The sequence below is a fragment of the Rothia dentocariosa ATCC 17931 genome (assembly GCF_000164695.2).
GTDB lineage: Bacteria > Actinomycetota > Actinomycetes > Actinomycetales > Micrococcaceae > Rothia > Rothia dentocariosa.
Genome location: NC_014643.1, coordinates 467,547 through 492,067, shown reverse-complemented (window position 1 = coordinate 492,067; position 24,521 = coordinate 467,547). Strand labels below are relative to the sequence as shown.

Genomic DNA, 24,521 nt, shown 5'->3' with positions numbered 1-24,521 from the left:
CTCGTACCAAAACCACCTGCTCGCGGCGTTAAGAAACGGGGCGCTTAGAATGGGGAGTATGGCTGATGAACTGTACTCCCGCATCCCCGACACCCCCATAAGCGACGATACCGCCCGGCTTGAGCGCATCCGGGGTGCCCTTGAGAGGCTTAACTACAGCTACGATGGGGTGCGTGAACTGCTGGGTGAGCGCGCCTTTGAGGCAATGGCACGCGACCAGGTTGTGCCCGGAACCTGGCGGGTACAGAACATCCTTGATGATGCGCACACCACCGACCCCGACCGCCGCCTGGGGCGCATGATCGGGTTTTTCCTGTTCGCACGCACCCTAACCCGCACGGAACTTGCCGATGCGCTCGGCGGCGAACCCGCGCTGAACGACCTGATCGCGGCACACCTCGTGGAACCGGCGGAGTCAGACAATGCCCGCACCCCCGAGAACCCCGGCGAAGAACCGCAGTACCGCGCCGTGTTTGACCTGCGACCGCATTCGGCTGATGACGGCACCGAGCTGTGGGTGGCCTCTGATTTGGGGGCGCATCAGCGACCCGGGGTGCTGCGCAAAGATCACGTGCTGGGTATTGGGCAGGCATCCCTAACCCTGGCGCAGATTACCGAGCGCACCCCCGTGGCGCGTGCCCTTGACGTGGGGACCGGCTGCGGTATTCAGACCTTCCACCTGCTCGCCCACGCAGACCACGTGACGGCCACCGATATTTCGCCGCGCGCCCTCGCCTTCGCCCGTTTTAACCTGCTGCTGAATGCCCCCGCCCTGAAACTTGACCCGCAGAACCTTGAAGCCCGCGTCAGCCTTCGACAAGGCTCTTTGCTGGATCCCGTGGCGGGGGAGCAGTTCGACCTTGTGGTCTCAAACCCGCCGTTCGTCATTACCCCGCGCCGCGCAGACGAAAGCAGCGACGACCAGTTTACGTACCGTGACGGCGGGCTGCCCGGCGACGATATTGTCAGCACGCTTATTCGGCGCATCCCCGAGGTTCTGGTGCCCGGCGGGCGCGCCCAGATGCTCGGCAACTGGGAAATTCACCGCGACAACACAGGCGAGGCGCAGCCCTGGGACGCGCGCCTGCGCACCTGGTTCGCCGAATCAGCCACTGGCACCCCGAGCGAGGCGTGGGTAATTCAGCGCGAAGTGCTCACCCCCGAATCCTATGCGGAAACCTGGCTCAAAGACGCGAGCGAAAACCGCGACCGCGACCACTACGAGAACACCTACCGAGCCTATCTCGACGACTTTAAAAACCGGAACGTTCATTCTATTGGGTTCGGGATGCTCTGGCTCCGCCGCCGGGCACACACCACCGAAACCGCACCCCTGAACCGGTTTGAAGACATCACCTACCCCATAGCCCAGCCCATCGCGCAAAGCATCACCGAGGCCGTGGCACGCTTCGACCGCCTCACCGCTCTGACCGATCAGGCGCTCGCCGAAGCCCACCTCGTTCTCGCCGAAGACGTGACCGAAGAACGCCACGGCCGCCCCGGCGCCGAGCATCCAAACGTAATTCTGCTGCGCGCCGGATCCGGGCTGTGCCGCACAATTCTGCTCTCAACCGAAACCGCCGGATTCGTTTCCGCATGCGACGGTGAGCTGAGCATCGGGCAGATTTTAGGTGCGCTCGCCGTGCTTCTCGGCTGGGAAGACTACACGCCGGATGCGCGCGCTGCCTTCGGTACCGAGAACGAGCATCCGCGCGACACCCTGCTGGTCGCTATTCGAGAACTCATCGAAAAAAGTTTTCTGCACTTCGCAGACGAAAACAGCTAACCCCCGGCACCCCAGCGCGAACCTATAAAACACGCCTTGCCGCGCCGAATATCACAAATTTCGGCACGAAGAAACCCCTACACTAAAAGAATGACTATGCAAGACACCCCAGACACCACCAAGAAAATGAGCGCCGAAGACTGCTGGGCGCACCTGCAGGCCAACAATCTAGGGCGACTCGTACTCACCGACGGCAACTTTGTAGACGTGCTGCCGGTCCTCTACGGGGTAGCCGACCACGAAATCTATCTGCGCACCACCCGCGGCGACCGTTTCTCCGCCGTGGTCATGAGCCGCCGCGTCTCCTTTGAAATCGACGAGGAACTAGAGAACGGCATCCGCTCCGTGATCGTGCAGGGCGTGGCGCACTGGCTGCCGCCCGAAATGACCCCGCCGCTCGTGCACACTTTCGGTCTGCGCCACTACGAAAGCGGGCACCTCATGCAGTGGGTGCGCATTGTGCCGCGCAAAGTGTACGGCCGCGAATACCCGCTTCTTCCGGCCCAGGGCGAAGGGTATTTTCCGTACAACTAATTTCGCCCGCCAGCTCGCCTAAGGCGCATATCTGCGGTTGCCAACTCGATACAGACGTGCATAATAACTGGTATCGTTGCATCCACACCCTTAATCCAAACACAAGCTGTAAAACGTGATAAGACACATGCGTGATAAGCGCACCTAATAGGCGTAACCGCCAGAATGTGCGCTATTGTTGTATCGCATCTACACCATACAAATATGAGGAGAGCCGTGCCCACCAAGGCAAAGAACGGAAAAGCGCTGCTGATCGTTGAGTCCCCATCGAAGGTGAAGACTATCAGCGGTTATTTAGGAAACGAATTTCTGGTGGATTCGTCCATGGGACATATTCGTGACCTGCCGCAGCCTTCCGAACTGCCCGAAAACCTGAAAAAGGGCCCGGTCGGCAAGTTCGCGGTCAATATCGACGACGATTTTGACCCCTACTATGTGGTTAACCCCGACAAAAAGAAAAAAGTCGCCGAACTCAAACGCAAACTCAAAGACGTGGATGCCCTCTACCTCGCAACCGATGGTGACCGCGAAGGTGAAGCGATCGCCTGGCACCTCAAAGAGGTTCTGAAACCCAAGGTTCCCGTCTACCGCATGACCTTCCCCGAAATCACCCGCGAAGCCATTGAACGTGCCTTCGGGGAACTGCGCGATATTGACCTGCACCTGGTCGATGCTCAAGAAACCCGCCGTATTCTTGACCGTATCTACGGTTACGAAATCTCACCCGTGCTCTGGCGCAAGGTTGGTCGCGGGCTATCCGCAGGTCGCGTGCAGTCCGTGGCAACCCGCCTCGTTGTTGAACGCGAACGCGAACGCATGGCATTCGTCGCCGCCAACTACTGGGATCTAACCGGACATTTCATCACCACCAGCAACGAAGGCTTTGACGCCAAACTCGTGGCGGTCGACGGCACCCGAGTAGCCACCGGCAAAGACTTCGCCGATGACGGCACCCTCACCTCCACCAAGGTCACCCACCTCTCAGAGGCGGATGCGCGCACCCTCGCCGAAGCCCTCACCGCCGCCCCCTTCGCGGTACGCTCGGTCGAAACCAAACCCTATAAACGCCGCCCCGCCGCGCCGTTCACCACCTCAACCCTGCAGCAGGAGGCGGCACGCAAGCTGCGCTTCTCATCGCGCGTAACCATGCAGGTTGCCCAGCGCCTCTACGAGAGCGGCTACATCACCTATATGCGTACTGACTCGGTGGCACTCTCAGACCAGGCCGTGAAGGCGGCACGCCGCCAAGCATCCGAACTCTACGGCACTGAATATGTGCCCTCCGCGCCGCGCACCTACGCCTCCAAGAGCAAAAACGCGCAGGAAGCGCACGAAGCAATCCGCCCTGCGGGTGACAAGTTCCGCACCCCAGACGCCGTGCGCGGCACGCTCTCCAACGACGAATACCGGCTGTACGAGCTGATCTGGAAGCGCACCATCGCCTCGCAGATGGCAGACGCCACCGGTTCGACTGCATCCGTGCGGTTGGGGGCAACCGCATCCAACGGGCGCGACGCCGAGTTCGCAGCATCCGGCACCGTTATCACCTTCCGCGGCTTCCTCGCCGCCTATGAGGAAGGCGTAGACGCAACCCGCCTGGCAGAACGCGACGCCAAGAACGCCGAGAAACGCCTGCCTGCGCTCGCGCAGGGCGACTCGCTCACCGCCGAAAAACTCGAAGCCACCGGGCATGAGACCCTGCCCCCGCCCCGCTACACTGAGGCTTCGCTTGTGAAGACTCTTGACGAGCTGGGCATTGGGCGCCCCTCCACCTACGCCGCCGTGATTTCAACGATTATGGATCGCGGCTATGTGCAGGTGCGTTCCGGTTCGCTCGTGCCTTCGTGGACCGCATTCTCGGTGGTGCGCCTGCTCGAAACCAGTTTCGGCCCCTATGTGAACTACGAGTTCACCGCGCAGATGGAAGAAGACCTTGACCGCATTGCCCGCGGCGAAGAATCGCGCGTGGAGTGGCTGGGCGACTTCTATTTCGGCGGCGGGGTGCAGAAGAAACGCGGGCTCAAGCCGATCGTGGATAATCTGGGCGATATTGATGCCCGCGATATTAACTCGATCCGCATTGCTGACGGCATTGTGCTGCGCGTGGGTAAATTTGGCCCCTACCTTGAGGCCGAAGGTACCGTCAATACCGAAACCGGTGAGGTATCTGACCCCGTGCGCGCCAACGTTCCCACCGATTTGGCGCCCGACGAGCTGACCGCTGAGAAGGCGAAAGAGCTGCTTGAGCAGGGCAAATCCGATGGGCGTGTGCTCGGCACCGATCCCGCCTCTGGGAACCAGATTATTGCCCGCGACGGGCGCTACGGCCCCTACGTAACCGAAGTTATCGAAGAGATGACGGAGGAGCAGATTCAGGCTTACCTGGATGCGCAGCCTACCGAATACTACAAGAACGGCAAACCCAAGCCGAAGAAGAAGCCCAAGCCCGCTAAGCCGCGCACCGCATCGCTCTTCAAATCTATGGATTTGGCAACTTTAACCCTAGAGGATGCGCTCAAGCTCTTGAGCTTGCCGCGCGTGCTCGGTACCGATGCTGAAGGCAACGAAATCACCGTGCAGAACGGGCGGTTTGGCCCGTACCTGAAGAAGGGCACCGACTCGCGGTCGATTGGGTCTGAGGAAGAAATCTTCACGATCACCCTTGAACAGGCGCTCGATATTTATGCGCAGCCTAAACAGCGCGGGCGCGCCGCCGCTAAGCCCCCGCTCGCCGAGCTTGGTGTAGATCCAAACAGCGAAAAGAATATCGTGGTCAAAGACGGGCGATTCGGACCGTACATTACCGACGGCGTTACCAACATTACGGTGCCGCGTTCGGAAACCATCGAGTCGCTCACCCATGAGCGCGCCGTCGAACTGCTCGCCGAAAAGCGTGCTAAGGGGCCTGCGAAGCGTAAAACTGCGGCGAAAAAGACGACCGCCAAGAAGAGCACCGCGAAGAAAACAACCGCTAAAAAGTCCACTACTGCAAAGAAGACTGCGGCTAAGAAGGAGTAGTCCTTTCTTCACCCCAACAATACGGATACGTGGCTCACGAAAGCGTGGGCTACGTATCCGTATTGTTGCGCTTGGCAAGATTTACATGGATGCGCGACTTGCGCTCGCTTTACAAGGCGACCAGTCACGACGGCTCCGCTTCGCTTTGCCGTGCGCGACAGCCTTAGGCGCTTGCTGCTAGTCGCGCGTCTTGAAGCCGTTCGCCAGAGCCTCCACCTCCCTTGGTTACACGGTTTCCTCCCGTTTTCTCTAAAAACCCGACGTAAAATCTCGCGGGCATTGAGCCTGTGAGATTTTTTCGTGCGGTCGCTTTTTACCTGTCATGTTGCGAGTTTTTTCCTCCCGCCTTTTATGCGTGCTTACCCCGCGAGCAGGTAGTTTTTGGCCGAGCAGGTAGGAAAATACTACCTGTTCGGCCAAAAACCACCTGCTCGCGCTCCCTGGTCTGTGCATCCATGTGCGACGGGCGAACTCGCGCATACCCGGCGGTGGATTGCGCGCATCATGCGGCGACTTGTGCCACACTTAATGAAGTTGTACGTTATCCCGGCGGTGGCTGGGGGATAGGAGCGCGCCGTGCGCCTCGGTGTTCTTGATGTTGGCTCAAATACTGTTCACCTGCTGTTGCTTGACGGCCACCCGGGCGCCCGCCCTGAGCCGTACGCCTCGCATAAGATTCCGCTGCAGCTGGTGCAGTATTTGACGCCGTCGGGTGATATTTCTGATGAGGGCCGCGCCGCGCTGACCGAGTTCGTGAAGTCTGCCCGCGATTTCGCCATTGAGAACAATGCCGAAGATCTGCTTGCCTTTGCGACCTCTGCTATTCGTGAGGCCGGTAATGGTGCCGAGGTTTTGCAGCATGTGCGGTTGAAGACAGGCGTGAGTTTGAGCGAGATTTCGGGCGATCAAGAGGCCGCTATCACCTATTTCGCGGTGCGCCGCTGGCAGGGGTGGGGTGCGGGGCGCATCCTGAATTTTGATATTGGGGGAGGGTCTTTCGAGTTCTCCACGGGCACGGATGCCCTGCCGGATGCAGCAATGTCGGTGCCGTTGGGCGCTGGCCGCCTGACCCGCGAGTTCTTTGATGAACAGCCGCCTTCGCCGAAGCAGACGAAGCGGCTGCGCAGGTATGTGCGCGAGCAGATTGAGCCGGTGGCGCAGCGGTTGCTGGCATTTGGGGAGCCGAACATGGTGGTGGGCACCTCGAAGACGTTCCGGTCGCTGGCGCGTATTTGCGGGGCGGCACCGTATTCTGCGGGGCCGCATGTGAAGCGTGAGATGCATGTGACGGATTTGCGCCTGTGGACTCGCCGAATGGAGGCTATGGCTCCCGCCGAGCGCGCTGACTTGCCCGGTGTTTCCCGGATGCGCGCCGACCAGGTTCTCGCGGGTGCAATGGCGGCTGAGGCTGCGATGGAAACCTTCGGTATCGAAACAATGCGCGTTTCCCCCTGGGCACTGCGCGAAGGTTTAATCTTGAGGCGCCTAGAGCACCTGGCGGAAGGTACGAGTACGCCGCTGGACCCGAAGACTCTGGTGGGGGAGTAGAGGTACTGATTACTGAGCCCGCCCGACCCCTTGGCGAACTATCCGGAATTTCAGGATAGTTGATTCGTCTAGCAACTCTCCCTCGGCATAGGTGTTTTTTCAGGTGGGTGACAGGCATAGCCCACCCGTAACTTTAGGACCGCTGGGAGAGCAACAGCGTGCAGTGGCTCGTACAAAGGCTCGCGCTAATCCTGTGAAACCGAAGACCTATCGTGAGGAGTTTTTGTGCCCATCTATACATCTGAAGAATACCCGGCCGTGATCGAGCGTATTAAAGCTAAAATCGCTCAGAAGAATATCGACCTGGGGCCTACCGTTTCGGAGGCAGACATTATCGCTTTTGAGCGTGCCTGCAACACCCGCCTGCCGCAGGCGTACAGGCTGTTTCTGCTTGAGGTTGGTGACGGCTGGAACGACCCGGCGACGGAGGGCATCAGCACCAGTTCCATTCACCGGCTCGCAGAGATTGAGCGCAAAGACCTTTCCCTCCCGATGACGCTCACGGACGGTTGGCTTTGGGAGGTTGAGGAGGACGAAGAGCAGCTGAGTGATGACTCCTTTGAGCATAAGCTGGGTAACCAGGGTGTTGAGCTCATGGATGAAGGATGCGGCATGACTTATGAGCTGATTACCGCCGGGTCGTGCGCTGGTGAGGTGTGGAGCTTTTCGGATGTTGGTGTTAGCCCCTGCTGTGAGCGCCAGGACTTCCTCGGCTGGTTTGAGCTCTGGCTAGACAGCGATGGCGACCCTGACTATTTCAAGGATTATGTCTATCAAGAGAAATAATAGTGCATACCAGGGGGTATTGGGTTTTTGTACGAGAACCTGATTTTGAGGTGCCTAGAGCATCTGATGGAGTTACTGGTACGCCACTGAACCTGAAAACTTTGGTGGTGGAGTAAGGACGAGCGGCTACATAAGCCGCCGGTATTTTCGTGTACTAGGGGAGAGCTGTAGAGTTTTGGGGACAGCTATTAAAGAAATAGCTGTCCCCAAAACTCTACAGGTTGATTAGCTCTCTGTATCTTCTGCTTCTACGTCTTCCACTTTTACTGTGGTAGCTTCCTTGCGCCATCCATGGAGTTCTTCGTTAAGAGTTTGCAGCTTTTTCGAGAGTTCTGCCTTCTCTTTGGGATCTTTTACCTTAAGAAGTTTATTATTCGTTTCTTCTATTTCTTGGAACTTATCTGCAAGGTATTCCTTCTGTTCTGAAGTAAGGAATTTACAGCCAGGAGGTATGCCTTCGGAATTTAGATTAATAGGATAACCTTCGCTGGTATCCGCCGTAAAATCATTATTATGCGAGCCAAAAAGTGTGTTTTTACGGTTTGTCTTGTTATAAAACTGAGGGGCGCAACCTGTGAAGCGAGAAGAACTGTCGCTGTGCGTGCTGTAGCCAAAATATATTTCACTACAGAAAATAGACCCGCTGAAGTCAGCCCAACTCTTGTAGGTGGAGCCGATGAAGTTAGCCCGGCCCTTGTAGGTGGAGCCGGTGAAGTAAGCCTCGCCCTTGTAGGTGGAGCCGGTGAAGTCAGCCTCGCCCTTGTAGGTGGAGCCGGTGAAGTCAGCCTCGCCCTTGTAGGTGGAGCCGGTGAAGTCAGCCTCGCCCTTGTAGGTGGAGCCGGTGAAGTCAGCCTCGCCCTTGTAGGTGGAGCCGGTGAAGTAAGCCCAGCCCTTGTAGGTGGAGCCGGTGAAGTAAGCCCAGCCCTTGTAGGTGGAGCCGATGAAGTTAGCCCAGCCCTTGTAGGTGGAGCCGGTGAAGTAAGCCCAGCCCTTGTAGGTGGAGCCGATGAAGTTAGCCCAGCCCTTGTAGGTGGAGCCGGTGAAGTAAGCCCCGCCCTCGTAGGTGGAGCCGATGAAGTCAGCCCCTTCCTTATAGGTGGAGCCACTGAACTTAACAGTTTTTTTTGTAATAGGATTTTGTGAGGTCTACAGGGTAGAAGAAGGTGCTTCCCGAGAAATCGTATTCAAAGTCTGACCATGCCCCCGGTGCGTTTTTGCCAGAGCCTTGTAGACGGTCGTGAATTTCTTTAATAATTCCTAGACGAACGTCTGCTTCAGAATCTAACGTCGCTTTGTCTGCGTAGAATTCTTGTTCTTTATCTTTATATATTCCTTCGGATAGAGGGGTATTTTGAGATAGCTCATCATAGTGAGAAGCAAGAGTAAACGGAGAACGGATATAAGCACACAGGTTATTGATGATAACCTGCCCTTCCTTGACTCTTTCAGACTCAGACAGATTTTCTTCTTCAAGCCATTCATCCACAAGTCCAACGAGTGTATATACGCCACCCATACGAACAGGTGCTTTCTCATCGCCTAACTGTTCTACCGCTTTAGTATACCGTTCTCGGCGTTCTGCTTTACGTTCTTTAAATGCATTCGCTTCAAACTGTTTTTGTTGTTTTTCTAGCTGCTTCTCAAACTGTTCTTTCTGTTGGTCAAGAGTATCTTGTTGATGAATCCGAAGGTTCTCAGCTGCTTCACGGTCATTATCGTTTTTGCGACGAGTCTCCCCGAGCGCAATAAGAGCAATAAGCCCACCTGTCGCTAGAAGAATTGCTTGCCGAAGAGCCGCCGCTCCACCAGAATTAACGCTGCCTTCAGGTAGGCTCATAACAACAGGTAACAGGAACGCATATGAGCCACCCACTATGCCACTAGAAAGAATACGTGCGTGGAACCAGCGAGGATCATCATCTTTCCTGAAAATGGGCCACAGAATCAGCACTATATATCCGAGTGAGAGGAACCCAAGACCCCAAGCAAAATAGAACTGTGCGAAATGCTCGGCACTAACAGCTGGGTTCCAACTCCACCAGTGGAGGACTTGAGGCATGAACCAGAATAAGGCTACCCACAGCGCTTCGATGATGAGGGTACTACCTACGATCTTATTAATTGGCCGGGATTTGAGCCAGCATACAAACTGCTCCTGTCTTTTCTCCTTCTGCTGTGGAGCATCTGACGTGGTGCCCTGTTCTAACGTAGCCTCTACATCTTCGTATTCTTCTGGCATTAACTATCTATTCCTCTGAGTGAGTGGTGTGTTCCTTTTCTACTCTATCGCACCTTCAGCTCATATATCAGATTTTCCTAGATTTTGACTCAAGGATTACTTTATACATATCTGCCACTTCAGCGACTGTAGAATATTACATACCTTTGTGAGTTATCATCCGCTCTGGCTTCGCAGAGCTCGATGGATCCTTATTGGGGTGTTGAATCTAGACTCTGTTGTGAGTGTTAAATAGCTAAGTAATGATGGTATCCTGATTGCTTTGAATATTATATTTATCATGAATGAATGTTTGGTATTAGTATATGATTTTTACGATTCATTGCTATTTTGGGCAGATTGTAGTTCCCGCAGCCATTTTTCTAATTCTTCAAGAGAGCTGTTTTCTCGCATGTAATTATAGGCAGTATTTTCTTTTGTGCTTATTTTACGGCAGTTAGGGGGTAAACTCTCATTTGGATGTACGATCAATGAATTACTGTTTTTTGAAACCATAAAGGAAGAAAGGTGTAGATAAGAAAATAGTGATCCTTCGTTATAGTGCGTAGAAAAGCTGGGAGTATAATAGTAGTTTGAATAGGAGAAATCTACAGACTTTATGTATATATTATGATCATATTTAACTATATTCATATATGTTGATTGACTGAAGTCCACCTGATCATGATAGATGGAATTTGCGAATGATGCGAGTGAATAGTATGTAGAGATATAAAATAATGCTGATGACATATAAGATGCATATTCTAAATAAACTTCCTCTTTGTATGTAGAGTCAGTAAAATCAGCAACATTCTTATATTTAGAAGGAGATTCCGGGCTGGAAAATTTTACATTAACATAATAATGGGACCATTTAAATGTAACAGTATCTTCGTAGACTGAACCTTCAAATGACAAGAAATAATATTTTTGACTGTTTTCTAATTTAGGCTGGTTGTAGATAGAACTTTCAAACGATACTTTTTTCTTATATTTACAGTTTTTCCTATATAATAGACCTGTATATTTCGATCCAGAAAAATCAGCATCTTCTAAGTATGTACAGTTTTTCATATTACATAAATTATTCCAATATGAACCTTTAAAATCTACGATATAGAAAAATGTACTTCCCGAAAAATTGTATTCAAAATTTGACCATGTTCCCGATTCTTCTTGCGTAGATTTCTGTAGACGATCACGTATTTCTTTGATAATAATTAGCCGAACATCTTTTTCTGCGTTAAGAGTAGCTTTGTCTGAATAAAATTTATCTGGTTTTTCTTGATAGCTTCCTGTAGGTTTATCTTGCATAAGTTCATCATAATGTGAAGACAGTGCGAAAGGTGAACGTATATAGGCACACAAGTTATTAATAATAAACTGTCCTTCTCTGGTTTTTTCATACTCAGATAGATTTTCATCCTCAAGCCATTCAGTTACGAGTCCTACAAGTGTGTAGATTCCACCTATGCGGGCAGGGGCCTCTTTGTGCGTTAATTGTTCAACAGCTTTGGTGTACCGTTCTCGACGCTCTGCTCTAACTTGTCGCCTGTGTTCCTTGTCGTGTTTCTCTTTTTCCTGATCGTTCTTGAGCTTTTCGTTATTGTTCCTGCGAAACGTTTCGATAAGACCTAGTACTGCAATGGCACCACCAGTTATATAAAGAAAGGCTAATCGCAGGTTGCTCTGAGCTAGTAAAACAGAAGCACTTTTGTCGTCAGGATTAGCAGGAGTCTGAAAAACCTTTTGCGGAATAGAAAGAGCGCACACTAACCCAACGCTGGTAATCAGCACAATTGCAATTGGTAGCCACCACCGTTTTGTCCACGACCATGCTTTGTGTAGTCTAGGATTTTCTTCAGGCTGATACTCCATATAGAGCTGTTTCTTGCTTTTCATACTTGAAGACTCCTGATGATGGGTACGTCCTCTTCCCACCCTACCGCATCCTTATTCGCCGCCTACAGATTTCAGCCGCTAAAAAAGGCTCTTTATCCGAATAAAGAGGCGAAAAGTACGCTTTATTCGAATAAAGAGCCTTTTTACGCAAGAAGCGCAAGAGACAGGGGAGAGAGCCCCCTAAACCCCTACCTGCTGGCGGTCTTGCTCCTGCAGCGGGATTGTCGTGATTTTCTCGCGCCAGGCGTGCAGTTCCTCAACGGTAGACTTTAGCCTGCCCGAAAGTTCCTTGGTTAGACCCAGCCTATCGGTGCTGCGCGCATCGTCGCCGTGAAGATGCTGGGTGATCTCGTGCAGCTCGCCGTTCTTATGCGCCAAATACTGCCGATGCTCCACAGCCAGTGGCGGGCACTCGCTCGGCAGCCCGGATGCACCGGTGTCGATAGAGTAGCCCTGCCCCAGCGAGAAGACATTCTCCGTCGGTGCGAAGAACGAAATGTACTGCGCCCACGCCTCAACATTCATGAAAGCGGGCGCCGCGCCGGTAAAGACAGAACCCTGGAAGGTTACCGCATTACCATACACGGAACCCCTAAAGAGCGCCTTGTCGGCATACGTCGAGTTCTGGAACCCCGCCAGACCGTAGTACAGCGAGCTCGTGTAATTCGCCCACTTGCTGTACACCGAACCCTGAAAATCAGCCCAACCGTTATAAACAGACCGGCGGAAATACACATCGCCACCGTAACGGCAGTGATTGAAATGCACGTCGTCCGTGTAGACAGACCCGCTGAAATCCGCCCGATGATAGGTGCAGTCGCCAAAACTTGCCACCCGCGTGTACACGCAGTTATGAAAGTTCGCCTGATTATGATAAACGGAGCTGTTGAAGGTCACGGTACCGGTGTAGACGGAGTTATGGAAGTTCGCCTGATTATGATAAACAGAGCCGCTGAAATCCACCGCGCCAAGGTACGTTGAGTTACGGAACACCGCCCAGTTGCGGTACGTGGAATTCACGAAAGTTACCGCCTCATGGTACGTAGACCCGCTAAAGTTCGCCTGATCCAGGTACAGGTTGCCGCTAAAGTCTGCGGTGCTGCGGTATACGGAATCGTTCAACGATGCCGCGCCGTGGTACGAAGACCCACTAAAGTTTGCGTGCGCCAGATAGGTAGAACCGCGGAAATCCGCCCAGTTACGGTAGATCGTGCCGCTAAAATCGGCTTCGTACCTGTAGGTGCACCCGCTGAAATCAGCGGTCTTATTGAAGAAGACTCGGCTGAACTCGATGGGGTAGAAGAAGGTGCTTCCCGAAAAATCGTATTCAAAGTTCGTCCACGGGCCGTCCTGGTAGCCGCCCGCATCCGAGGGGGCGCGCAGACGGTCACGAATCTGCTGCATCAGGCCGAAACGCAGCTCAGCTTCTTCGCGCAGAAGGGCGCTCTTCGCGTGAAATGCGCCGTGCGTAAGCTCCAGGGCGTGCGGGTCAAAAATCGGCGGAGACTGAATGTACCCGCTGATCTTATTGACAATGCGCTGCCCCTCCTTATTGCGGTCTTCGTAGCTTAAAGTTTCGTCCTCAAGGCATTTATCGACGAGCGCAAGCAGGGTATAGAGACTTTTCTGCCGCGTTTTCGCCTGCTGATCCTCAAGCTGAGCGGTAGCTTGCTGGTAGATAGACTCACGTTCTGCACGTGTAACGCCAAAAATATCAACGCTTTTGTGGGCGACCGTCGCCACGCTTGACCGGTTCCGGCGGGTGAATACGATGAGTGCGAGAACTGTGAGCACACCGCCGATCGCATACAGCACAAGTGAGAGAGTGGTTTGTTTGGTGAGGAATGGAATAATAATTGCGGCTATTACGCAGAGAATCGCGCATATAAGAATCGACCAGGCGATAGGTCTGGCAGTCCGCTGCTTAGAAGGTTCTAAAAGCGGCGGTTCTGTAATGCTTTGTATGCGTGACTCTGCGTTGAGGCGGTGGTCGTCCATGACGGGGCTCCTTGTGGCGAGTGGGTGTCTAATGCCGTACTTGTCGTAGAGCTAGTCTTCAGCAGGAATTTTACACCTTTAAGTTGAATCTGAGACACCCCACGCCACATAAACAGTGTTCCAATATTCCGTGACAAGGCGTTATTTTGGTAACACTGCACTTAACAGGTGGAGCTTTTACCCGCTCTTATGCGCTGTTACGCGCGAGAATATGCGGGGTATCTAAAATTCAGAAGCGAAGACCGTGTTCCCATGCAATTTTTCGCTATCGCTTTGGTATCGCTGCGAAAAGTTTCAGACAGAGAGTGAGCACCCGACGGAAGAACGAACGTCGGGTGCTCACTAGGGAGGTGCTCTCACTGACACTGTGCGAGGGTCTGGAGGGGTCTACCCATCCCTCCGTACCGCGTGCATGTAAAACGTCAAGCACGCCACAAACTCAAGGGGCACGATCGTGAGCGTCCACAGCGCATCCAGCGCCAAGTTACCGCTCGTGAGCAGTCGGAACCACAGCGGAGAAACCGCCACACACAGTACCGCGCCTAAAGCATTGACGGACCGCACCAGCCCGGTGCCCATCCGAAAATTGAAGCACACGTTCGCAACAATATGCCCCAGCGCGTATACCAGAATGAACTGCCCCATCGGGTGGAACAGTATGTGGCTCCAGTCGCTAGTCAAATCGCCACTCACCAGAAGCGCGAAGAACGTCATCACATACGGGAGTACCATAAACAGAACGCGTACCGTGTACCCCACGGATGCCAACGTATGCCTGAAGGTAACCTCACCCGAGCCACGCTGCGGGATGCCGTGCGCACGCTCAACGCCACCTAGGGCGGTGTACGCTCCCGCAGATGCTGCTCGTGTGCTCATGATTCCCCCAAAATATGGTTCGCAAGCATGTCTGGTGTATAGGTTGAGTTTCTATACTATGCCTTTGCGGCATTAAAAACCCTCATACTCAGGGATGATTTATCAAAACTTAATGTTCGTAAGCTAAATACAGCTCAGATATACACATGTTCAATCGACGGTTTGAAGGTGTTATACCGGGGAAGAAGCACGAGTGTCTAGTAAACAAGGCATGACGTCACAGTCTGTAACAAATCGACCGATTAAGCAGGCTTCTCTAAGACTAGAAGTGTCTGCAGCCCTTTGACGGGGTACACAGGCATTTAGTCCCAAACCGTACCAGCCGATAGTTTTCCGCCGCAGAGCCTGGTGTTTTCACAAGAGTGTACACAAAAGTCGGATGCGCCAGGACCGTACCCGGTGCATCCGACCTTAGACTATAGGGGAAAGCGATCGCCTATTCGCGGGCTAACCTCTCGGGTTCAACGTCCTCCTTCGGCTGCTCGATAATCGACCGAGCCGAAGCAATAATCACGCTCAGAATAATATCCGCCATGATGAAGATATAGGCCCCGGCTGAAGAATCCTCACCCGACCAGCCAGCATAGACGATCGCCGTGACGATCAGCAGAATAATACCCAATCCGGCACTAATTCCATTCAGGATGCGCATACCCTTCGTAGACTTCGAGCGCACTGCGAAAATACACGCCACAATCTGCACGAGCATATATACAGCGCCGCCGTAGCCAAGCATCATGTTGAAGGTTCCGCCGCCGCCAAAGCCGAAGCCATACATCACCAGGCACGCGGCAAGCAGAACGGTACGAATCGCGGTCACCGTAACAATGGTCTTGAGCTCGCGCGAACGTTTCTGCTCGGGGGTTTTCTCGGCACCCGCAGGCACCGAACCCGTGGTCGCGGCTATCTGACCGCTTGCCGGTGCCCCGACCGATACCGCCGGGGTGTTCGCCGTAATGATCGGAATTGCGGATGCGGGCATGGTGTCTTCATACACCTTCTTAGCCCCAGTTTTCTCTGCGGAAGCCTGCGCTTCGGATGCGGCGGAGTCGGCAGGGGCACTAGACCCGCGCTCTGCCCGAGCGGCAGACATCGTATCGGCGATGGACTGGAATGCGCCCTGTTCCTGGGCCTGGGCGGGAAGCTGGCGGGTCCTCACGTCTTCCGCGTCGCCAGCCTCGTCAGCATCCGGGCGCGAGATGGACTGCGGAATGTTATCGACAGGTTCAGCCTCCGGTGCCTCCGCGTGTGCAGCGGCAGGATCAGGAGCCTCAGAATCCTGTGGCTTCTCCGAAAGATACGAGCTCAGCGGGCCCTGCTCAGGTCGGCTCTGCACCGGCAGCTGACGGGTCTGAGTATTTTCGTGGTGAACAGCCTCGTCAGCATCCGGGCGCGAAATACTCTGGGGAAGCGCCTCCGCAGGGGTGTTCGTATCGATCTCAACGGCGGCGGGTTGAGCGCTCTCGGCCTCGGCAGGCTGGGGCTTTGAGGTCTGTGAACCCCACGGTGTGGACTGGGTAGCGTGAGCGCTCTCGGCAGAGGAATCCTCGGCAGATTTCTGAGCGGACTCTTGAGTCTTCGCGTCTTGCGGATCCTGCGCCGCCTGCGGGGTCTGGGCGGTCGCATCCGGCCCGGCATCCTGAGGGGGCAGCGAGTTTTGGGCAGGTGATTCTTCCTGCGCGTGCTGCACAGTCGTCGAAGTCTGAGAGCGTCGAGGATTGCTGAAAGGAGCACCTCCCTGGTGGTGCGAATCCTGTATGCGCTCAGAGGTATGAGGATTCTTATCGCTCATCGTGTCTCCCTCGGATGCTGTGGCTGGTGTTAAAGTCTGTGGGCAGGTGTTGAGCCGGTGCGGGCGGGGTGGTTTTCCGCCTAGAAAATCCAGCGGGTGCTAGGCACCGGTAAGAGCTCAGCTAAGGCGCGGTTAGCGGTATGGCTAGGCTGCGAACTGGAATTTCGCGGGATAACCTCTGCAATAGTACCCAAAACGGGCACGAGTTGCCTAAACACCCCGGAAATATTGGGCTCTTTAAGGATAGCGAGAGATATCTCCAAGTCAGCGTACAACACGAAGTTACCTTGCACAACACCATATGTATAGTCGAGCTTGAGCCTGCAGTCGGATGCGCGGCAGGCACCCTCTTTCGGGTGTGTGCATCGCCCGGAAAACCCGGTGAATCTTCGCCCGCGGTACCGTAGGCATGAAGCCGACGGCGGGTAGAAGAACCTGAACACACCTAAAATAGATGCACTGTAAAGTAAATTATTATAGCCGCATCCACACAAGAAACCCGTGCATGCCGCTTGTGCGACACGCGTAAAGCACGCGAAATTCCCTTACAGGTGCTCAGCCTCAGCCAGCCGAGTCTTAACGCTGACTAGGCGCTACGGTCTGCGGGGCGTGCTGTGTTTTGTTACCTAAGCGCATCCACAGGTATTTGACACCCCATGCCGTGCCGACCGCTACCGTGAAAGGCGCATACGCCTGCCAGTCTTGCCCGGCGAACCCAAGAATCAGGGCGCAGGCACTCAGCGGGGCGTTCATCGACAGGCTCAGGAAAGTGACCGCGCCCAGCAGCCCGGCGATCCCGAGAAGTTCTGACGCATGAAACGCTCCCGCGCCCGGTGGAAGCTGAAGCAGCGTCGGGAACACGAGGATTAGAGCGCCCGTAAGCACGAAACCGCAGGCGGAACCCAGGGCCAGCCCCGGTGTGAGCGTGCCCCCGTAGGCACCGTTGCGCAGACTCGCCACCACCAGGATCACTTTGGCTGCCAGCAGTGCGAGAGCATAGAGAAGAGCCTGGCCTAAGGCGGTCGCGTCAAGCCTGCCGGAGCTCGAAGATAAACCGGATGCGGCATCGAAAATATGCTGGGTCAGCGGGCGGCCGTTCCCCAGAATCTCCGGCAGGAAAATCGAGGTCACCGCCACCAACGCAAGTACCAGGGGAAGCCGCCAGAGCACGTTCCGATTCGTAGTTTTGCGGCTCTCTGCGCGTTGAGACGCCGCCCGGAACCACAGCGCCAGGGGAGTGATAGCCAGACCAAGAACAACCGCGAGCAGCAGCGATTCACCGGTGGTCTGCAGCTGCGGGACGGGGTAGGTGGGCGCATCCGAAATCACCAGATTCGCGGTGCAGGTTGCCACAAGAACCAGGACCGCACCCGTGAAAATATTGCGCAGCGACAGCGCTAAACCGAGAGCCTCAAATAGGAAAACAAAACCGCCCACCGGAACCTGGTACACAGCCGCTAAACCCGCCGCCGCAGCCGAGGCTACCAACACTGGGCGCACGGTCTGCGGGATGCGCATCAGATCCGCCAGACGCCCAGCAAACAGTGCGCCCAGCTCGCGCGGGGCAACCTCTTTACCCACCGGAGCACCCGCACCCACGGCCACAATCTGAGTGAGGCTGTGCAGGGTTTGCCGTAGAAATCCCGGGTGGCGCTCCTGCGGAGTTTCGCCGCGAATCTGCGCCTTAATGGACACCAGCTTAGTGCGCCGCTGAAGTAAAAACCAGATGATGGAGACCACCACGCCCACCGCGATCAGCACCAGTACACGTCGAACGATATCGCTGTGATCCGTCACGATCGGATGCTCCGCCTCCGTATGCCCGAACGTGACCTCCTGCATGATATCCAGGAGGTAGTGCAAAATAATCGCCCCGCCACCGGTGGCCGCGCCAATCAGCACGGTGCACAGCAGAAGGTGAGCACAGCGAATCAGACGTGTTTTCATCGTTTTACATTCTAGCCGCGAACCGCAGCCCTTGTTTGTACCGGAGTACATACGGGGAGCCGCCGGAGCCGGTGTTGGATTGTATGCTAGATAACATACCCTGTGGTGCGGGCGGCATGCGCCCCGCGACACGAACGAAGCAGACAGTAAGGATCGAAGATGACCGAACATATAGCATTCCTCGGCACCGGCTCCATGAACGGTTCCATCGCAGCCGGGCTCATCGCGGGCGGATACCCCGCAGAGGCCATCCGCGCCACCGTGCGCAGCAAAAACTCCATAGACCGCCTGCGCCATCAGTTGGGGCCTAAGGGGCGAGATGCCGTCGTGATCGGGTGCGAGCTCAAGCCCGAAGCCAACCGTGAGGCGGTTAGCGGCGCATCCGTAGTGCTTCTGGGGGTTAAACCCTATGGAATCGTTGAATTGGCACGCGAAATTTCGCCCGCTCTCGCCCCGGATGCGCTCGTCATTTCGGTGGCGGCAGGAGTCACCCTCGATACGCTGCAGAAGGCTCTTCCTGCAGGTCAGCCGGTGATCCGCTGCATGCCCAATACGCCCTCAAGCGTGGGTAAGGGCGTGTTGGCGATCTCGGTGAGTGAGAACGTGACTGAGAAGCAGCTTGCGCTCGCCGAGAAGATCCTAGAGACCGTGGGTCTGGTAGTGCAGGTTCGAGAAGATCAGATGGATGCGGTCACCGCCGTTTCGGGGTCCGGTCCCGCCTACGGGTTCCTGCTGGCAGAGACTATGGCGAGTGCCGGTGTGAAGCTCGGCCTGGATGAAGAGACCGCACAGAGGCTCGCATCCGCGACGATTGCGGGCGCCGGGTACCTGCTGGATAGTAACCCGGATGCCGCCGCCCTGCGCAAGGCTGTTACCAGCCCGAATGGAACCACGGAGCGCGCTATCAATACCTTTATTGACAAGGGACTTTTCGATCTCACCGAGGATGCGATGCGCGCCTGCGCCGCTCGTTCCGCTGAGTTGAGCGAACAGTACACGGCTGACTAGCCCCCGCCTCCTGCCTACCTCTCCCTACATAAAAAGAGCCTTTATTCAAATAAAGGCTCTTTTTATGACGAAGAAGGGGAAGACAGAACCTACGGGCGGGCCGCGAAACGTTCGATCAGATCCACCTGCCCCGAGACAATCAGAATATCCCGGGAATGGATGCGCGTTGCCGCATCCGCGTAGGTAAACTCCTCGCCAGGAGACTTAATACCCACCACAGAAACCCCGTATTTCGCGCGAATATCCGACTCTGCCAGGGTAAACCCGTGAGTCTCCTTCGGCGGGCGCATCTTGGCGATCGCGAAATCGTCGTCGAATTCGATATAGTCCAGCATGCGTCCCGACACCAGGTGCGCGGCGCGGCGCCCCGCATCCGCCTCCGGGTAGACCACATGATGCGCGCCAATACGCTCTAGAATCTTGCCGTGTGAGGGGGTGATCGCCTTCGCCCAAATCCGCTCAACCCCCAGATCGACCAGGTTCGCGGTAATCAGCACGGAAGCCTCAATTGAGGTACCCACACCCACAACCGCAGACCCGAAATCGCTCGCGCCCAGCTGCCTGAGCGCATCAATATCGCGAGCATCTGCCGAGACCACATGGGTGAGCACGCCCGTCCATTTCTGCGCAATTTCGGGGTCTTTCTCAATGGCGAGAACCTCTTTATTCTGGGCGTGAAGCTGGGCGGCGGTCGCCGAACCGAACCGTCCCAACCCAATAATCAGTACGGGGGCGTTATGGTTACTAGCCAATGACGGGCCTTTCTTCGGGGTACTTATACAGGCGGCGGCGAGACCTCAGCGCCAAACCGGTGGCGGCGGTAATGGTGCCGATTCGTCCAATAAACATGAGCAGGGAGAGCACATAGATGCCCGAGGGCGGCAGCTCCGTGGAGAGCCCATTTGACAGTCCGCAGGTTGCATAGGCGGAAATGACCTCAAAGAGCACGCGCACGAGCGGCTGGTCTGTTATCGCCAGCAGAACTCCGGTGCCCACAAGTACAATTCCGGTACTCATCATCGTCACCGAAATGGCGATGCGCAGCGCCGACACCGGGATCGTGCGCCCGAAAGTCATCACAAATTGATCGCCGCGTGCCTCCGCAATAATTGCAAGCATAATCACGGCAATAGTGGTGACTTTCACGCCGCCTGCGGTAGATGCTGAGCCGCCGCCAATGAACATGAGCACATCGGTTATGAGGCCGGTGACCGGGCGAATATCGTTCATGTCGACTAGGTTGAACCCGCCCGAGCGCGTCATGATGGAAGCGAAAATCGAGCTGAGAATCTTCTCACCCGCGCCGTAATTGCCGATAGTACGCGGATTTGCCCATTCGGCTATGCCCCAGAGCAGGGCACCCAGCACGAACAGGATGCTCGTAGTCGTCACCGTGAGTTTGGTCGTTAGAGTCCAGTCGCGGGGGCGGAAGGGTTTCTGCTGAATCGTCATCAGCACAGGGAATCCGAGTGCCCCCAAGAACACGGCGATACTCACGGGTGCGAGCACGAAAAAATCGTGCCCATAGGGTACTAAGCCATCAGAATGCGGGGTGAACCCGGCGTTATTAAAGGACGAAATGGCGTAGAAAATACCGTGCCACAGGCTGGTGGGCAGATTCTCGCCAAGAAGCAGAAAACGCGGGGTAAGAACGAGGGCGATCGTCGATTCGATCCCGATTGAGGTATAAGCGACGGTGCGAAGCACGCTGCCGACTTCACCGAGACGCCCGATACTGAGCTCTTCCTGCGCGATAAGTTTAGAGCGCAAACCCATTTTCCGCCCGATCGCCAGGGCAAGAAGCGAGGTCATGGTCAACGCACCTAAACCACCAATCTGACAGGCGAGCAGAATCATAACCTGCCCGAATACGGACCACTGGGCTGCTGTTGAAACGGTCGTCAAACCGGTCACGGTCACCGCGCTGGTGGCGGTGAAGAACGCATGGTGAAATGGCGCAGGTTCGCCCGTGACCGAAGAAATCGGCAGGCTCAACGTTACGGTGAAGAAAACGATCACCAGAAAGAAGGACGCGATAGCGGTTCGTGAGGGTGAAGAGAAGACAGTCGTATCAATAAGGTTGCGCAACTTCTCGTAGCTTCGGATATCGAAGGGGTTGAAGCGGCGAGTGACCTCTTCCTGTTCATACATCATCGGCGATGTAGGCGGAACCTTGCCGATAGCGGTGGAGATGCGACCTTCAGAAAAATCGCGCACCCGTTTGCGCTGATGCGCGCGCAGGCGACGTAGATAGCGTCCCACGGGTGCCTCCTTTCCGATCGTGCGCAGAGTTTGGGCGGGGTACGGTCGTGGTGGGGATGTTTAGCTTTCTCTAGTGTATCGCCCAGGCATGCAGCTGAGCGGAACATCATAGGTATTTCTAGGGATAATGTTGGAACGGTTGTTGTGGTGCATGCACTGTGTGGGCGTGTATATGCCCTAAACGGTATATAGCTAGAACGGAATATTATGAGCATTTGGTAATATACGCGGAAAGCTTAGCGAAAAACCGCGTAGTTTCGGGCTAGAACCCATAAAACAGGTATCGAGCATACGCCGAAATATGTCATAATCGCTATATGCAATCAGACGTTTTTTCAGTGATCGCGGACCCCACCCGCCGCAATATCGTTCATCTTCTGGCTGAACAAACACGTACTGTTGGTGCCGTTGTTGAGCACTTGAACATGAGCCAACCCACTATCTCAAAGCACCTTAAGGTTCTACGTGAGGCACGGGCAGTCACCGTGCTGGTCGAGGGGCAGCGCCGCCTCTATTCGCTGAACCCTGAAGTATTTGACGAGATCACCGCCTGGGTTGCCGATATACAGGCGATTGCACACAGCACGAAGGAACAGCGGGAGTCACAGATTAAACAGGCTTCCGTGATTGAGGTTGTCGATGTTGTCGAGTCCTCAGACGATGACACCGCGAAAACCGAAAAGACTGAAAAGCCCAGCGCCGAGGCCAAGACTGAGAAAGAGGTCAAGACTGAGAAAACTGCGCACGCTGGCGAGTCTGATACTGACGAGCATCAGCAACGCGATGCAGAGCAGCGCCCTAAAGCTATCGGTAAAACTACCGATGAAACCGCTGGTGAAGCTGCCACTGCCCATGCTCAAGATGTACAAGATCAAGATAAGACCTCGGATTCGGATGCACCCGCCCAGCCCGTTGAATCCTCGTCCGTCGTTGAGCAGCCCGAGCCGACGCCTCAGGAACGTGTATCCAAGGCTCTCTCGCAGCGCAAGCGTTTCGAGGCTTTCCCGGGTTCTACCGGTTCCGCGAACGCTGGCGTGAAGCCCGGAGCGAGCCTTTCGGGCGAGCGGGATGCAGAGAAGGCTTCCGGGCAGAAAGATCGCGATGGGCAGGGTGCTTCCCACGAGGCTGGCGCTCATGATTCGCACGCTGAGGGCGAATCGTCGGCTAAGAAGAAGACGACGACCGCCGCGATTGCAAAACCCGCCATTTTTGATGATGAGGCACGTTCTGCCGAGAGTTCGGTGACCTCCGGTCTGGGGCCGAAGACCTCGACTAAATCCGCCGCGCGCATCGTGTCAAAACCCGCTCAGCAGGCGGCACCCGCCGCATCGGAAGAGGGCACAGAAACCGCCGGAACCGTTGAGGAAAACGAATTTATTCCCATGCGTCCTTTCACGCCTTCGGGGTCTTCCTATCAGGAGAAACCGCAGCAGTCCTATGGGTATGACGACGGAATTGATGACGGTCAGCAGGGGTTCTCGCCCGAGGCTCGCGGCTTTGTTCCCCGGTCAAAGTCGCAGGATAGGACCACCGCACAGGCAAAGCCGGAGGCAGTGAAGAGCGAGAAGACCGACAAGGGCGTGTCAGCTCAGAAGGACGCTGAACCGTCTGTGAAGGGCGCCGAGCAGACTAAGGCTCCCGCGCGTTCGCACGATACGAAGCAGCCTCACGTTGAAGCACAGACTCAAGAGCACACGCACGTTTCGGGCGCTCAGCAGCCTGCCCAGCAATCCGAGAGTGCTAAGCCCGCGAAACCGAGCTCTGCCGAGTCTAAACAGGCCTCTCATGTAGCGAAGGCCGAAGCGCAAAAGCCCGTGAAGGATGCTCACAAGAGTGCTCAGACAAAGCCTCAGAAACCCGAATCACCTTCGCCGCAGGCTCAAACTGCCGCGAAAACAGAATCGGCTCAGGCACAATCGATCCGTGAAGAGGTTTCTGCCCCGAAGCCGGGTTCGGAACGGGCGGCGCAGGCGCATACCGGAAAACCCGGTGCGAAAACCGAAGCGCACACTGGTTCTCAAGAAACCCCAGCCCAGGCTGCGAAACCCGCCGAATCCCCGATACAGGCGGCTGCATCCGAGAAGAAACCCGAGGATAAGCCCGCCGAAACCACGGCGACCAACGCACAAACCGCGACCCAGCCCGGCACATCTTCTACCGTGAGCTACGGCATCGACACTGCCGAAAAGAGCACGGAAAATGGGGAACGTGCGGTACAGGGTACTGCGCAGAAAAAGCAGACCGAGAAAGGTCAGGGGAACGCTGGCTCGCCCGATACCAAGGAACCGGCAAAACCCGCAACGGTTAGGTCTGCTAAAGGTACCGCCTCCACAGGTGCTGCAGCAAAAACTCAGGAGCCCGAGAAAAAGCCGGCGGCTCAGGTGGAAGAGTCATTGTCAACCGCTCAGGAACCGCAAAAATCGGGTGCTGAAACCCCAGTGGAAGCCGCCCCTGCTGCCGCACAGAATATGACGCAGGCACAATCCGAAGAGGCTAAGGCTGTGGAAGCTAAACTCGCCGAGAATGCGCCGGTCAAATCAGATTCCGTGACCTTCACAGCGGTGCTGCCCGTCGTCACCCCGGAAATGAGTTCCGTGCAGGGTGCCCGTCCTCAAGAGGACGAAGAGGCAGCCGATGCCTCTGACAAGATGAAGAGTGCGGCATCCGAAAAATCTGGTAAGAACGAGGAACTTCCGTACCAGACGCAGACGGAATACACCTCAGCATTTGGCACTGCAGATACCCCGAAAGAACCCCCGCGCGGGCTGCTTTCACGCGTTTTCGGAAGGCGCCGGTAACATGGATATTTCACAGCATACGTCTCGTGGTGTTGTGCGGTATAG

17 protein-coding genes are annotated in these 24,521 nt (G+C 55.5%); 7 read left to right on the top strand and 10 right to left on the bottom strand.

All coding sequences use genetic code 11. The features are described 5' to 3' along the window. The first annotated feature begins 58 nt into the window (after nucleotides 1–58). The 5 genes from HMPREF0733_RS02150 (at nucleotide 59) to HMPREF0733_RS02130 (ending at nucleotide 7,672) form a co-directional block, all read left to right on the top strand. On the top strand, nucleotides 59–1,786 hold the full coding sequence (locus HMPREF0733_RS02150) for a DUF7059 domain-containing protein (RefSeq protein WP_041321548.1): 1,728 nt from the start codon (nucleotides 59–61) through the stop codon (nucleotides 1,784–1,786). Nucleotides 1,787–1,876: 90 nt separating this feature from the next. Next, on the top strand, nucleotides 1,877–2,320 hold the full coding sequence (locus HMPREF0733_RS02145) for a pyridoxamine 5'-phosphate oxidase family protein (RefSeq protein ID WP_013397746.1): 444 nt from the start codon (nucleotides 1,877–1,879) through the stop codon (nucleotides 2,318–2,320). Nucleotides 2,321–2,536: 216 nt separating this feature from the next. Beyond that, a complete protein-coding gene (gene topA / locus HMPREF0733_RS02140; protein WP_041321546.1) occupies nucleotides 2,537–5,338 on the top strand; it encodes a type I DNA topoisomerase in 2,802 nt (933 codons plus the stop codon). Between the two features lie 576 nt (nucleotides 5,339–5,914). Further along, the gene (locus HMPREF0733_RS02135; protein ID WP_013397744.1) at nucleotides 5,915–6,886 is read left to right on the top strand and encodes a Ppx/GppA phosphatase family protein; all 972 of its coding nucleotides are present in this window, start codon (nucleotides 5,915–5,917) and stop codon (nucleotides 6,884–6,886) included. 225 nt (nucleotides 6,887–7,111) lie between these two features. Continuing rightward, the gene (locus HMPREF0733_RS02130; protein ID WP_013397743.1) at nucleotides 7,112–7,672 is read left to right on the top strand and encodes an SMI1/KNR4 family protein; all 561 of its coding nucleotides are present in this window, start codon (nucleotides 7,112–7,114) and stop codon (nucleotides 7,670–7,672) included. 225 nt (nucleotides 7,673–7,897) lie between these two features. Here the strand turns inward: HMPREF0733_RS02130 and HMPREF0733_RS11325 are convergent, their stop codons facing one another. The 8 genes from HMPREF0733_RS11325 to HMPREF0733_RS02095 form a co-directional block, all read right to left on the bottom strand. Beyond that, on the bottom strand, nucleotides 7,898–8,614 hold the full coding sequence (locus HMPREF0733_RS11325) for a pentapeptide repeat-containing protein (protein WP_244864875.1): 717 nt from the start codon (nucleotides 8,612–8,614) through the stop codon (nucleotides 7,898–7,900). Nucleotides 8,615–8,783: 169 nt separating this feature from the next. Further along, nucleotides 8,784–9,911: a hypothetical protein gene (locus HMPREF0733_RS11320; protein ID WP_013397741.1), complete on the bottom strand. Its 1,128-nt coding sequence runs from the start codon at nucleotides 9,909–9,911 to the stop codon at nucleotides 8,784–8,786. A 312-nt stretch (nucleotides 9,912–10,223) separates the two neighbouring features. Next, entirely contained in the window at nucleotides 10,224–11,795 is a 1,572-nt protein-coding gene (locus HMPREF0733_RS02120; RefSeq protein WP_013397740.1) for a hypothetical protein, read from the bottom strand. A gap of 180 nt (nucleotides 11,796–11,975) precedes the next feature. After that, nucleotides 11,976–13,793 carry a pentapeptide repeat-containing protein gene (locus tag HMPREF0733_RS02115; protein ID WP_013397739.1) on the bottom strand — a complete coding sequence of 606 codons (1,818 nt, stop codon included), beginning with the start codon at nucleotides 13,791–13,793 and terminating at the stop codon, nucleotides 11,976–11,978. Nucleotides 13,794–14,180: 387 nt separating this feature from the next. Next, nucleotides 14,181–14,669 (bottom strand): hypothetical protein, encoded by a 489-nt coding sequence (locus HMPREF0733_RS02110; protein ID WP_004005442.1) that lies wholly within the window; start codon nucleotides 14,667–14,669, stop codon nucleotides 14,181–14,183. A 436-nt stretch (nucleotides 14,670–15,105) separates the two neighbouring features. Then, nucleotides 15,106–16,461 (bottom strand): hypothetical protein, encoded by a 1,356-nt coding sequence (locus tag HMPREF0733_RS02105; protein WP_080556856.1) that lies wholly within the window; start codon nucleotides 16,459–16,461, stop codon nucleotides 15,106–15,108. An 80-nt stretch (nucleotides 16,462–16,541) separates the two neighbouring features. Beyond that, entirely contained in the window at nucleotides 16,542–16,739 is a 198-nt protein-coding gene (locus HMPREF0733_RS02100; protein WP_041321543.1) for a hypothetical protein, read from the bottom strand. A 298-nt stretch (nucleotides 16,740–17,037) separates the two neighbouring features. After that, complete coding sequence (locus HMPREF0733_RS02095) at nucleotides 17,038–18,408, bottom strand: chloride channel protein (protein WP_013397735.1); 1,371 nt, start codon at nucleotides 18,406–18,408, stop codon at nucleotides 17,038–17,040. Nucleotides 18,409–18,567: 159 nt separating this feature from the next. Here HMPREF0733_RS02095 and proC point away from each other — a divergent pair, with 159 nt between their 5' ends. Next, a complete protein-coding gene (gene proC / locus HMPREF0733_RS02090; RefSeq protein ID WP_013397734.1) occupies nucleotides 18,568–19,416 on the top strand; it encodes a pyrroline-5-carboxylate reductase in 849 nt (282 codons plus the stop codon). Nucleotides 19,417–19,505: 89 nt separating this feature from the next. Here proC and HMPREF0733_RS02085 read toward each other — a convergent pair whose 3' ends face one another. Both HMPREF0733_RS02085 and HMPREF0733_RS02080 read right to left on the bottom strand, forming a co-directional pair. Then, entirely contained in the window at nucleotides 19,506–20,168 is a 663-nt protein-coding gene (locus HMPREF0733_RS02085; RefSeq protein WP_004005437.1) for a potassium channel family protein, read from the bottom strand. Next, nucleotides 20,161–21,570: a TrkH family potassium uptake protein gene (locus HMPREF0733_RS02080; protein WP_048752922.1), complete on the bottom strand. Its 1,410-nt coding sequence runs from the start codon at nucleotides 21,568–21,570 to the stop codon at nucleotides 20,161–20,163. Before HMPREF0733_RS02080 ends, HMPREF0733_RS02085 begins: the two co-directional genes overlap by 8 nt. A gap of 425 nt (nucleotides 21,571–21,995) precedes the next feature. Here HMPREF0733_RS02080 and HMPREF0733_RS02075 point away from each other — a divergent pair, with 425 nt between their 5' ends. After that, nucleotides 21,996–24,476: a metalloregulator ArsR/SmtB family transcription factor gene (locus tag HMPREF0733_RS02075; protein WP_013397732.1), complete on the top strand. Its 2,481-nt coding sequence runs from the start codon at nucleotides 21,996–21,998 to the stop codon at nucleotides 24,474–24,476. The last annotated feature ends 45 nt before the right edge of the window (nucleotides 24,477–24,521 follow it).

Coding starts and splice junctions, on each gene's coding strand:
- HMPREF0733_RS02120 (WP_013397740.1), bottom strand. CDS start 11,795: ATGAAAAGCAAGAAACAGCTCTATATGGAGTATCAGCCTGAAGAAAAT.
- HMPREF0733_RS02145 (WP_013397746.1), top strand. CDS start 1,877: ATGACTATGCAAGACACCCCAGACACCACCAAGAAAATGAGCGCCGAA.
- HMPREF0733_RS02110 (WP_004005442.1), bottom strand. CDS start 14,669: ATGAGCACACGAGCAGCATCTGCGGGAGCGTACACCGCCCTAGGTGGC.
- HMPREF0733_RS02105 (WP_080556856.1), bottom strand. CDS start 16,461: ATGAGCGATAAGAATCCTCATACCTCTGAGCGCATACAGGATTCGCAC.
- HMPREF0733_RS11320 (WP_013397741.1), bottom strand. CDS start 9,911: ATGCCAGAAGAATACGAAGATGTAGAGGCTACGTTAGAACAGGGCACC.
- HMPREF0733_RS02150 (WP_041321548.1), top strand. CDS start 59: ATGGCTGATGAACTGTACTCCCGCATCCCCGACACCCCCATAAGCGAC.
- HMPREF0733_RS02115 (WP_013397739.1), bottom strand. CDS start 13,793: ATGGACGACCACCGCCTCAACGCAGAGTCACGCATACAAAGCATTACA.
- HMPREF0733_RS02080 (WP_048752922.1), bottom strand. CDS start 21,570: ATGATGTATGAACAGGAAGAGGTCACTCGCCGCTTCAACCCCTTCGAT.
- HMPREF0733_RS02075 (WP_013397732.1), top strand. CDS start 21,996: ATGCAATCAGACGTTTTTTCAGTGATCGCGGACCCCACCCGCCGCAAT.
- HMPREF0733_RS02095 (WP_013397735.1), bottom strand. CDS start 18,408: ATGAAAACACGTCTGATTCGCTGTGCTCACCTTCTGCTGTGCACCGTG.
- proC (WP_013397734.1), top strand. CDS start 18,568: ATGACCGAACATATAGCATTCCTCGGCACCGGCTCCATGAACGGTTCC.